This window comes from Oscillibacter sp. (genome assembly GCF_032018205.1).
GTDB lineage: Bacteria > Bacillota > Clostridia > Oscillospirales > Oscillospiraceae > Oscillibacter.
Genome location: NZ_DALZOY010000031.1, coordinates 1 through 11,139, shown reverse-complemented (window position 1 = coordinate 11,139; position 11,139 = coordinate 1). Strand labels below are relative to the sequence as shown.

General features: G+C 58.7%; 9 protein-coding genes and 1 pseudogene. 9 read left to right on the top strand and 1 reads right to left on the bottom strand.

What is annotated here, in order from left to right; genetic code table 11:
* A pseudogene (locus RTU96_RS14555) lies at window positions 1-597 on the top strand (collagen-like protein); the annotation flags it as partial.
* 253 nt (window positions 598-850) lie between these two features.
* Entirely contained in the window at window positions 851-2,020 is a 1,170-nt protein-coding gene (locus tag RTU96_RS14550; protein WP_312637373.1) for a DEAD/DEAH box helicase, read from the top strand.
* Between the two features lie 145 nt (window positions 2,021-2,165).
* On the opposite strand, the gene RTU96_RS14545 is transcribed toward RTU96_RS14550, so the two are convergent.
* A complete protein-coding gene (locus tag RTU96_RS14545; RefSeq protein WP_312637372.1) occupies window positions 2,166-3,446 on the bottom strand; it encodes a S1C family serine protease in 1,281 nt (426 codons plus the stop codon).
* A 264-nt stretch (window positions 3,447-3,710) separates the two neighbouring features.
* Between RTU96_RS14545 and RTU96_RS14540 the strand changes: the two genes are divergently transcribed.
* The 7 genes from RTU96_RS14540 to RTU96_RS14510 form a co-directional block, all read left to right on the top strand.
* On the top strand, window positions 3,711-4,718 hold the full coding sequence (locus RTU96_RS14540) for an MBL fold metallo-hydrolase (RefSeq protein ID WP_312637371.1): 1,008 nt from the start codon (window positions 3,711-3,713) through the stop codon (window positions 4,716-4,718).
* A 1-nt stretch (window position 4,719) separates the two neighbouring features.
* Window positions 4,720-5,376, top strand: a complete 657-nt coding sequence (gene deoC, locus RTU96_RS14535) for a deoxyribose-phosphate aldolase (RefSeq protein ID WP_312637370.1) — start codon at window positions 4,720-4,722, stop codon at window positions 5,374-5,376.
* Window positions 5,377-5,448: 72 nt separating this feature from the next.
* Window positions 5,449-6,165 (top strand): purine-nucleoside phosphorylase, encoded by a 717-nt coding sequence (deoD, locus tag RTU96_RS14530; protein WP_312637375.1) that lies wholly within the window; start codon window positions 5,449-5,451, stop codon window positions 6,163-6,165.
* Window positions 6,166-6,313: 148 nt separating this feature from the next.
* Window positions 6,314-7,525, top strand: coding sequence for a BMP family ABC transporter substrate-binding protein (locus tag RTU96_RS14525; protein WP_312637369.1), 1,212 nt, complete (start codon window positions 6,314-6,316; stop codon window positions 7,523-7,525).
* 233 nt (window positions 7,526-7,758) lie between these two features.
* The gene (locus tag RTU96_RS14520; protein WP_312637374.1) at window positions 7,759-9,267 is read left to right on the top strand and encodes an ABC transporter ATP-binding protein; all 1,509 of its coding nucleotides are present in this window, start codon (window positions 7,759-7,761) and stop codon (window positions 9,265-9,267) included.
* A 1-nt stretch (window position 9,268) separates the two neighbouring features.
* A complete protein-coding gene (locus RTU96_RS14515) occupies window positions 9,269-10,420 on the top strand; it encodes an ABC transporter permease (protein ID WP_312637368.1) in 1,152 nt (383 codons plus the stop codon).
* The coding region (locus tag RTU96_RS14510) for an ABC transporter permease subunit (RefSeq protein WP_312637367.1) at window positions 10,420-11,139 on the top strand (720 nt) is incomplete at its 3' end. The genes RTU96_RS14515 and RTU96_RS14510, both read left to right, overlap by 1 nt.

Sequence of the window (11,139 nt, the reverse complement as noted above, 5' to 3'; positions counted from 1 at the left end):
GGACCACAAGGCCCCATCGGACCTACGGGTCCAACCGGTGAGGACGGACCACAAGGCCCCATCGGTCCCACGGGGTCGCAAGGCCCGACTGGTCCAACGGGTCCCACCGGTCCGGATTTTGCATCCACTGGATTTTCTGGGTTTAAATCATCGTTGTCAGTTAGTTCGGGGGCACAGATCACCGGTTGGTCAATTGCGTCTCCGTTTTATGGCAATGCGGGATTTGATGCAACTGCGGGCAATTTCACCGTTCCCTCCTCCGGAAGGTACTCCATTAAGGCCACAATTAACTACTCTACGACTCTGGCAATCACGGGCACGATTGGCAGCGCCAACCCATCCTTTGTCGTCCGGCGAACGTCGCCCACCGTCCAAACTTTGATTAACGGGCTGTTCCCCTTGTTAAACCTGAACGTAACGCTGCTGACCCTGAGAGCAATTCTGGGGAATGGAGCGGTGGTGCTGGCAGGTGATGTTGAATTAAGCGCAGGGGACGTAATCGGCCTGTTCTATGTCTCCGATGGCCTGTCGCTGACGCTGAATCTGGGTGGCGCCAATGCCGGGGGCATGGTGTGGTCCATGCATAGAATCTCATAAGGCACATCGCTTTGCGGGACAGAGCGTGCAACCCTCTCACAAAAACAAGTGGTGGGGGGGCTGCTTTTTTGTGTCCGCGCAGTTGTACCGGGCCGACAGGGTTTCACTCCGGAAAGGGCGCCGGTTTGCACCGGACTTTACAAATACCGGAAAAACGGATATAATAACAGTAATTTATTATAAAAAGAAGAAGATGCGGCCCGGTTTGGACCGGAGCCGCTGAAAAACAAAATTGGAAAAGGACGAAGCAACTATGGAACTGACACAAGGCGTCCGGTTTGACAGTCTGGGACTGTCGCCGGAGATTATGCGCGCTCTTCATGAGCGCAATATTGAGCTGTCCACCCCCGTGCAGGCGGGCTGCATTCCCCCCATGCTGGCGTGGAAGGACGTGATTGCCAAGGCCCCCACCGGCACAGGGAAGACCTTTGCCTACGGTATCCCCATCGTGGAGCATATCGATCCTGCGGACGAAAGCGTGCAGGCGGTGATTCTGGCCCCCACCCGGGAGCTGGCCATCCAAATCACGGACGAGCTGCGTGATATCGCGGCCTATCGCGCGGGTGTACGGATGGTGTGCCTCTACGGCGGACAGCCCATCGGCAAGCAAATTGACATTTTGAAGAAAAAGCCGCAGATCGTGGTGGCAACTCCCGGTCGACTGTCGGATCATATGAAGCGGCGCACCGTCCGAGTGGACACGGCCCAGACCGTGGTGCTGGACGAAGCGGACCGGATGCTGGACATGGGCTTCATCCACGACGTAACTCGGCTGCTTGACCGGATGAACAAGCGGAAAAATCTCGGGATGTTCTCCGCCACCATCTCACGGGAGGTCATGGATATCGCCTGGGTTCACCAGCGGGATGCGGAGGAGATCACCGTCCGGGCGGACGAGGAAAACAAGCCCGACATCCTTCAGTACCGTCTGGAGGTCACCCACGACGGCAAGGCCGAGACTATCGCAAAGATCATGGACGGCGGCGAATTTGACCGGGCCATGGTTTTCTGCAACACCAAGGGCTCCACGGAGCGCATCGCAAAATTTTTGCAGATGCGGGGCGTGGACGCGGAGTGCATCCACGGCGACATTCCTCAGAAGAAGCGGGAGCAGGTGATGGACAAGTTCCGCAAGGGCGAGTTGCGGGTGTTTGTGGCTACCGACGTGGCTGCCCGGGGCATCGATGTGGACGATGTGGACGTGGTGTTCAACTGCGACGTGCCGGACGAAAATCAGGACTATGTGCATCGTATCGGCCGCACCGGCCGCGCCAGACGGCACGGCATGGCGGTGAGCCTGATTGCGGACTACCCGTCGAAAATGCGGATTGACAACATCGCCAAATGCACGGACAATATGATTGTCCCGGCCCGGATGGACGCGGGTGGAAAGCTTACTGCGGAGTCTGCTGCAGGAAAGTGAAAAGCGGTTAAGACAAGAAGAAACGCCCGGCGTTCCAGTTGGAATGCCGGGCGAGTTTGCGTGTGTAGGGGTGCATGAGAAAGAAGGGGGCAACATCGTCCGCAGTTGCGGGAAACAGGGGGGAGGGGAGAGCGGGAGCCTGTGCTCAAGCGGCCTTTTCCGTCCGGGCAGACTCAATCTGCTTCACCTGCTCCAAGGTTTGCCCCTTGCCGGTGAGGTCGGCGGAGAGCGCCGGATCGATGGCCACGGCAAGATACATGTTGTTCCCGAAAAGGAACGCGCCGGAGGTGACGCCAACCGCCTGCCCATATAGGTTCAGCAGTGCGCCGCCGCTGGAGCCCTGAGAGATGTCCGCGGTGGACATGATGCAGGGCGCGTCGTAGCCGTCCGTCGACCGGCTGGCGTCGCTGACGATACCGGCGGAGACAGCCAGCCCAAGCCCAAGGGGGCTGCCGATGGTATAGATTTCATCGCCCATCCGTAGGGTGTCCCGAGATGCGGTTTCAAGGTATACGAAACCCGGCGTTTCCACTCCTGTGAGGGAGGTGTGCCCAATACGTAAAACGGCGATATCGTTGTCTACGTCGTAGTAGATCACTTCCTTCACCGGATACTGCTCGCCGCTGACGAGGGTGGCCACACCGGCTGCGCAGTCTGCAATGGCGTGGTAATTGGTGACGGCCAGTCCGTCCCCACTGATGAAAAAGCCGCTGGCGCTGCCATCAGGCTCCTTTAAATCAAGGTTCTGGCCGTCCTCATACATGCTTAGCTGAAACACGGCGGCGGTATACCGGTCGGCGGCCTGCCGGGCCGTCAGTGCGGAACTTGTAAGATTCAGTCTGTCGGCGGCTGCTGCTGCGGACGGGCTGACGGCGGTCAGGTGCGCAAGAAGCGTGCCGCCGTCCTTGTAGGAGGCGTAAAGTGCGCCGGCGGACAGCTCAAAGAGATCTCCCCGGGTCAGGGTTTCCCCGTAATCCCGGGAGGTAATCGCCATATGGCGGGCGAAGGTAAGCGCGTTTTCATAGGAAACATCCTCGCCGGTATAGCCCAGCAGCCGCCCCAGCGCGGCGCAGTAGGCTGCGGAGGTGATGACCTCGGATGCGCCGAAGGTATCCCCGGTTACGCCCCGAAGCCAGCCCTGTCCGTAGGCATACCGCACGGCCTGCACCGCGTAGGCAGGCACGTCCTTAAAGGGGATGGAGGTCTTGTCCGCGGCGGCGGCCTCCTCCGCTCCGGCAAGGCGCACCAGAATCACGGCGGCCTGCGCCCGGGTGGCGGGGTCGTCCACGTTGTATGCGCCCCGGACCACGTTCAGGGCGGAGAGGGTCTGGGCGGCGCGGGTTCCCTCGCCGGTAAGCGCCCCGGCGGGAACGGCGCAAATCAGCAGCACAGCCGCAAGAGCTAGTGCAAAAAACTGTTTTTTCATGGTGAGCAACAACCTCCAAATAAGATTTTTTAATTTTAACACGGGCTTTCATGCTTTTCAAGACAAGTGGAAAAATACCGTGGCAGGACGGAAAAAAGAGGGATGTTTTTTGCGGGGCAGCGCGGCAGGCGTGGACATGCGGTGAAAAAACTGGTATAATACCCCTGTAAGGGTTTTATGCGGACTTGCGGGCGGCTTCCGAGACGGCGCTTCGCGCCTGGGGCGGCATGCCGGTAAATTTATAAGGACAAACAGGAGCGACACATGGCAAAGGAACTTGCGCCGGGACTTTGGCGCCTTGATATCCCACTGGTGGGGAATCCACTGAAAAATCTCAACAGCTATCTGATTGTGGGAGAACGGAACCTTTTGATTGACACCGGATTCAACCAGCCCGCCTGCCGCGAGGCGATGGACCGACAGCTTGGCGAGATCGGCGTGGACCTGACCCGGACGGACATCTTTCTGACCCACCTGCACAGCGACCATGCGGGCCTTTCCACCTATCTGCACCGGCCCGGCCGGGCCGTGTTTCTCAGCGAGTGGGACGCGAACCGGCGGGAGGAGTACAGCCGGGACGACGCGCTTTGGCGGCGGACCTACGCGGGCTATGTGGAAAACGGGTTTACCCGGGAAGAGGTGGACTGGCTGGGCGGCGGCAATCCCGCCCAGACGGATGTTCCCGAGCCTTTGGGCAGGCCCTATGACCGGCTGGAGGATGGGCAAATACTGGAATACGGCGGGCGGAAGCTGCGCTGCATCCTTACCCCGGGACATACGCCGGGGCATCTGTGCCTGTACGACGCGGAACATGAAACGCTTTTTTCCGGGGACCATATTCTCTTTCACATCACGCCCAACATCTGCCGCTGGGAGGGGGTTTCCGACTCTCTGGGAGACTATCTTGAAAGCCTTGACGCCGTGAAGAACCTGCCGGTGAAGACCCTGCTTCCCGCCCACCGGGAAGAGACGGGGGACCTGCGCCTGCGGGCGGAGGAGCTGAAGGCCCACCACGCCCAGAGAATTGAGGGTGCACGGGAAATTGTTGAAAAAAAGCCGGGGCTGACGGCCTATGAAATTGCGGGGGAGATGCGCTGGAGCATCCGCGCCCGGAGCTGGGCCGATTTTCCCCTGACCCAGAAGTTTTTCGCGGTGGGAGAAGCGCTGGCCCATCTTGACTGGCTGGAGGTGCGGGGCGGCGTAAAGAGCCGCGCGGAAAACGGAAAAATTCGGTATTATCCCAATGAACGATATGATAAAGGAGCGGACTGAAATGGACCTGAAAGACATTTTATCCAGATGCGACCATACGCTGCTCTCCCAGACGGCGGCTTGGGAGGAAATCAAGGCTCTTTGCGACGACGGGATGAACTATGGCTGCGCCAGCGTCTGCATTCCCGCGTCCTATGTGGCGCAGGCTGCGGAGTACGCGGCGGGAAGACTGCCCATCTGCACCGTCATCGGCTTTCCCAACGGGTATTCCACCACAAAGACCAAGTGCTTTGAAGCGGGCGACGCGGTGGAAAACGGTGCCGACGAAATTGACATGGTGATTAACCTCGGCTGGGTGAAGGACCGGAAGTGGGACGAGCTGCTGGGCGAAATCCGGGCGGTGAAGGTCGCCTGCGGCGGAAAACTTTTGAAGGTCATCATCGAAACCTGCTTTCTCACCGACGAGGAAAAAATCAAGCTGTGCGAGCTTGTTACCGCCTCCGGCGCGGAGTATATCAAAACCTCCACCGGCTTTGGCGGCGGCGGAGCAACCCGGGAGGACGTGGCCCTGTTCAAAGCCCATGTGGGCCCCAATGTAAAAATCAAGGCCGCAGGCGGTATCGTCGATCTCAAAGATGCGGAGGACTTTATAAACCTTGGCGCGGACCGGCTGGGCACCTCACGGGTGGTGAAGGCGGCCAAGGCGCTGGAGCGGTAAGCACTTAAAACAGAGCTTTCATCCGGGATTTATCCCGAGGTAAAAATGAAAAAATTGAAGGAGGAATTTACAATGTCTACTCCCCATAACAGTGCGGTAAAAGGCGATTTTGCCAAAACGGTTCTAATGCCCGGCGACCCCTTGCGGGCGGCGTATATCGCGGAGAATTTCCTGAAGAATGCAAGGCTTGTGAACAACGTTCGGGGCGTGCAAGGCTATACCGGCCTTTACAAGGACGTACCCGTGTCCGTCATGGCCTCCGGCATGGGAATGCCCAGCATCGGCATCTATTCCCACGAGCTGTTTCATTTTTACGATGTGGAAAACATCATCCGCGTGGGCAGCGCCGGAGCTTTGACCACGAAGCTGAGTATGAAAGACGTGGTTTTGGGTCAGGCCGCCTGCACGAATTCCAACTTCTCCCACCAGTTTGGCCTGAGCGGCGTGCTGTCCCCCGTGGCGGATTATGAGCTGCTGGAAACGGCGGTGAACGTGGCGCGCAAGTCCGGGGCAAGCTGGGCTGTGGGCAGTTTCCTCTCCAGCGACATTTTCTATAATAAGGCAGACGACTCTCTGAAATGGGCGGAGTACGGTGTGCTGGCGGTGGAGATGGAGTCCGCGGCGCTGTACTGGAACGCCATGGAGGCGGGCAAGCGGGCGCTGACCATCTGCACCGTGTCCGACAGCGTGGTCACCGGCGAGGGCCTTCCCGCAGAAGAGCGGCAAACGGGCTTTACGCAGATGATGGAAATTGCTTTGGACACTGCCGTGGAGATGGAAAAGAAGTGAGTCGTGCTCTTTCCGCTAATAAAAATTAAAAATGACAGGAATACCTGTTGAAATTTTTCGGACAAATTGATATAATTTTCCATGACATGGGGACGGGCGGTTCTCCGCCCATCCCCGTGTCAAAATTTTGAAAGAAGGTTTGATCCCAATGAAGAAGTTTCTTGCACTGGCTCTGGCATTGGTCATGACCGCGTCTCTGGCCGCCTGCGGCGGAGAGACCACGCCTCCCTCCGGCTCCGGCTCCGGCAGCGGCGGCGAAACCGCCTCCTCCTATAAGGTGGCAATGATCACCGACTACGGCGATATCACCGACCAGTCCTTCAACCAGACTACTTATGAGGCCTGCAAGGCGTTCTGCGAAGCCAACAGCATCCAGTTCAACTACTACAAGCCCAACGGCGACACCACCGCCGAGCGCGTGGCCATGGTGGACGCGGCTGTGGCCGACGGGTACAACGTCATCGTGATGCCCGGTTACGCCTTTGGCGGCACCATCGTGGAAGCCGCACCCCAGAACCCCGACGTGAAGTTTGTCGCGCTGGACGTGGGCGAGGGCGACCTGCTTGATCCCGCCGTCACCGCCAAGGGCGAGACCTACGACTGGACCCCCGCCAACTGGACTCTGTCCGACTATGTGGACCTGAGCAACGTGTACTGCGCGGTGTATCAGGAGGAGCTGTGCGGCTACATGGCGGGCTATGCCGCTGTGAAGCTGGGCTATGATCATCTGGGCTTCCTGGGCGGCATGGCGGTTCCCGCCGTGGTCCGCTATGGCTACGGCTATGTGCAGGGCGCGGACGCTGCTGCCGGTGAGACCAGCGCGAAGGTGACCATGGAGTATGTCTATGGCAACCAGTTCTTCGGCGACGGAGATATCACCGCTTACATGGACACTTGGTATAAGACCATGGGCGTGCAGGCTGTGTTCGCCTGCGGCGGCGGCATTTACACCTCTGCTGCCGAGGCTGCCGCCAAGGTGGACGGCGCCAAGGTCATCGGCGTGGACACTGATCAGGCCGCCATCATCGACGCTTACGGCGCGGACATGACCGTTACCTCCGCCATGAAGGGTCTGGCCCCCACCGTGGATACCCTGCTGGGCGAGATCATTCTCAACGACAACTGGAGCGCGTACGCGGGCAAGATTCAGACTCTGGGTCTGGTTTCCGGCGACGATCCCGCTGCCAACTACGTCCAGATCCCCATGGAGAGCACCCAGTGGAGCGACGGCTTCAGCCAGGACGACTATAAGGCGCTGGTTTCCAAGATGTACAGCGGCGAGGTCAAGGTGTCCAGCGACATCGGCGCCGAGCCTGCCGTCACCAACATCACCGTCAACTATTACGGCAACATTAAGTAATCTCACCGTTTGACCGCGGGGGAGGACGGGCGACAGCCCGCCCTCCTCCGCTTTTTCTGTAAACAAGTAAAATTCGTAAAAAATTGCAAATTTTCTTTGATATATGGAGTGGGACATAGTATAATAGGCGGATAGAAAATCGGTTTCCTTCTGACCTCTGAAACAAGGGGCAAGGGAGGCGATGAAAGGGACAAAGGAGGTCGCGGAGCTTGGAAGAGACATATGCGGTGGAAATGCTCAACATCACCAAGCGGTTCCCGGGCATTATTGCCAACGACAACATTACCCTTCGGTTGAAAAAGGGAGAGATTCACGCGCTGCTGGGAGAAAACGGCGCGGGAAAGTCCACGCTGATGAGCGTGCTGTTCGGCCTTTATCGGCCAGAGGAGGGCTCCATCCGCATGGGTGGGCGCGAAGTCTCCATTAAGGACCCCAACGACGCAAACGCACTGGGCATCGGCATGGTCCACCAGCATTTCAAGCTGGTGGAGTGCTTTACCGTGCTTGACAACATCATTATGGGCGTGGAGCCCAGCAAATACGGGTTTTTGCAGAAAGCGGAAGCCCGTGAAAAAGTGATGGCTCTGTCGGACAAATACAGTTTGCGGGTGGACCCGGACGCCAAGGTGGAGGACATCTCCGTGGGTATGCAGCAGCGCACCGAGATTTTGAAAATGCTGTATCGGGAAAATGAAATTTTGATTTTTGACGAGCCTACCGCCGTCCTCACCCCTCAGGAAATCGAGGAGCTGATGGACATTATGCGGGGGCTGAAGGCCGAGGGCAAAAGCATCCTCTTCATCACTCATAAGCTCAACGAAATCGTGGCTGTGGCGGACCGGTGCACCGTTTTGCGCAAGGGCGCCTACATTGGGACCGTGGACGTGGCCGATTCCAGCAAGGAAGAGCTTAGCCGTATGATGGTGGGCCGGGACGTGGACTTTGCGGTCCGCAAAAAGGCCCGCGCACCGGGGCAGGTGGTGCTGGAGGTGGAGGGCGTGACCGTGGCGTCCAAAATGCACAAGAACAACGCGGTGAAAAACGTGAGTTTTCAGGTCCGCGAAGGGGAGATTGTCTGCCTTGCCGGAATTGACGGCAACGGGCAGACCGAGCTTGTCCACGCGTTGACGGGGCTTGTAAAGCCTGTTGCGGGAAGCTTTTCCCTGCGGGGCGTGGATATGACGAGGGACTCCATACGGGAGCGTTCCAAGCTGGGCCTGAGCCATATCCCTGAAGACCGGCACAAGCACGGGTTGGTGCTGGACTACACCCTGGAGCAAAATCTGGTGCTTGAGAACTACTGGAAGCAGGAATTTCAAAACCGGGGCTTTATTCGCTTCAAGGCTGTGCGGGAGTACGCCCAGCGGCTGATCGAGCAGTATGACATCCGCTCTGGGCAGGGCCCCGTGACAACGGCCCGGTCCATGTCCGGCGGCAACCAGCAAAAGGCCATCGTGGCCCGGGAAATCGACAAGGACCCGGAGCTTCTGGTGGCGGTGCAGCCCACTCGGGGGCTGGACGTGGGCGCCATTGAGTACATTCACCGTCAGATCGTGGCCCAGCGGGATCAGGGAAAGGCGGTGCTGCTGGTGAGTCTGGAGTTGGACGAGGTGATGAGCTTGTCCGACCGCATTCTTGTCATGTACGAGGGGGAAATTGTGGGTGAGCTGGACCCCAAGACCGCCACGGTGGAAGAACTGGGACTTTACATGGCGGGCGCAAAGCGGAAGGAGGCGATGTGACATGGAGAAAACGAAAACGAGGAATTCGCTGCTGCGCAATGTCGGGGTCCAATCCCTGCTTGCATCGCTTTTGTGCATCCTGATCGGACTGCTGGTGGGCTATCTGGTGCTGCTGGCCATCAATCCCGCAGGGGCGGGAAAGGCTATTTCCACCATCGTTAAAAACTTTTTCTATTACCCCAGCCGGGCTGCGCAGCTTAAGTATCTGGGCAGCACGCTGGTGAAAACCTCGCCGCTGCTGCTGTGCAGCCTGTCGGTGCTGTTTGCCTATAAAGTGGGCCTGTTCAACATCGGCGCGGCGGGGCAGTATGTGGTTGGCGCGGGCGCGTCGCTGTACTGCGCGCTGGCGCTGGACATGCCGTGGTATCTGTGCCTGCTGGCCGCCGTGGCGGCGGGTGCGCTGCTGGGTGGGCTATCCGGCGTTTTGAAGGCATACTGCAACGTGAACGAGGTCATCTCCTGCATCATGCTCAACTGGATCAGCCTGTACATGGTGAATACCCTGCTGACCAACGTGAAGGAATATTCCAGCCCCTATACCCTGACTCTGGCCAGCACGAATCCCGGGGCTCTGATTCCGACGTTGGGGCTTGGAAGCCTGTTCAACAACAACCAGTATGTCACCATTGCCATCCCTATGGCCGTTCTGGTCACGGTGGTAATCTGGGTGCTGCTGGAAAAGACGAAGCTGGGGTTTGAACTGAAGGCCACCGGCTTCAACAAGGACGCGGCCCAATACTGCGGCATGAAGGAAAAACAGAATATCATTCTTACCATGGCCATCGCGGGAGGGCTTGCGGGCATGGCGGCGGCGCTTCTCTTTCTCACCGGGTTTGAGCAGTGGTCCTGCACCCAGTCGGCGGTTCCGGCCATGGGCTTCAACGGCATTGCCGCTGCGTTCCTTGGCGGACTGAACCCCATCGGGACTATTTTCTCGTCTTATTTCATCCAGCATATCACCTCCGGCGGCGCGTATGTGGACAAGACCATGTATTCGTCCCAGATTTCCGATTTCATCTCCGCGCTGATTATCTACCTGTGCGGGTTTGTGCTGTTCTTTAAGTACGCGCTGAATAACCGGCTGGACCGTCGGGCGGAGCGGGAGGCCAAGGCCGCCCAAGCCGAGGCCAATCAGGAAGGGGGCGAGCGGTAATGGCACTGCTGGTGCAATATACCCTGATTTTCGCCTCCGTGCTGGTGCTGGTGGCTCTGGGCGGCTGCTTTTCCGAGCATTCCGGCGTCATCAACATCGGACTGGAGGGCATCATGGTCATGGGCGCGCTGGGCGGCGCGCTGATGCTCAATTTCCTGCCGCCTGAGACGTCCGCCTTTATGATGGTGCTGCTGACCGTTTTGGCGGCGGTGGCGCTGGGGGCAGTATACTCCCTGCTGCTGGCGGTGGCCGCCGTCAGCTTCGGGGCGGACCAGACCATTGTGGGCACCGCCATGAACCTGCTGGGGACCGCTGCGGCCACCGTGTTTGTCAAGGCCATGAATACCTCCATCAATCCCAACAACGTATCCTCCACCATCCAGTACATCGCCGCGAAAAAAGCGTTTCTGGTGAAGATTGGTGGCTTTGAGTTCAACTGGTTCATGCTGCTGGCCGCCATCGCGCTGGTATGCTCGTATGTGCTGCTGTACAAAACCCGCTTCGGTCTGCGGCTGATGGCCTGCGGCGAGCATCCTCAGGCGGCGGACAGCGTGGGCATCAATGTCTATAAGATGCGCTATGCGGGCGTGCTGATTTCCGGCATTCTGGGCGGCCTTGGCGGTATCGTGTATATCACCGCCGGCGTCAGCGAGTGGAAGTTTGAAAACGGCGTGGCGGGCTTTGGCTTTTTGTCGCTGGCCGTGATGATTTTCGGTCAG

Bases quoted from the DNA above. Each gene is read 5' to 3' on its own strand.
- deoC (WP_312637370.1), top strand. From the start codon at position 4,720: ATGGACCTGAAAGACATTTTATCCAGATGCGACCATACGCTGCTCTCC.
- RTU96_RS14540 (WP_312637371.1), top strand. From the start codon at position 3,711: ATGGCAAAGGAACTTGCGCCGGGACTTTGGCGCCTTGATATCCCACTG.
- RTU96_RS14525 (WP_312637369.1), top strand. From the start codon at position 6,314: ATGAAGAAGTTTCTTGCACTGGCTCTGGCATTGGTCATGACCGCGTCT.
- RTU96_RS14550 (WP_312637373.1), top strand. From the start codon at position 851: ATGGAACTGACACAAGGCGTCCGGTTTGACAGTCTGGGACTGTCGCCG.
- deoD (WP_312637375.1), top strand. From the start codon at position 5,449: ATGTCTACTCCCCATAACAGTGCGGTAAAAGGCGATTTTGCCAAAACG.
- RTU96_RS14515 (WP_312637368.1), top strand. From the start codon at position 9,269: ATGGAGAAAACGAAAACGAGGAATTCGCTGCTGCGCAATGTCGGGGTC.
- RTU96_RS14520 (WP_312637374.1), top strand. From the start codon at position 7,759: ATGCTCAACATCACCAAGCGGTTCCCGGGCATTATTGCCAACGACAAC.
- RTU96_RS14545 (WP_312637372.1), bottom strand. From the start codon at position 3,446: ATGAAAAAACAGTTTTTTGCACTAGCTCTTGCGGCTGTGCTGCTGATT.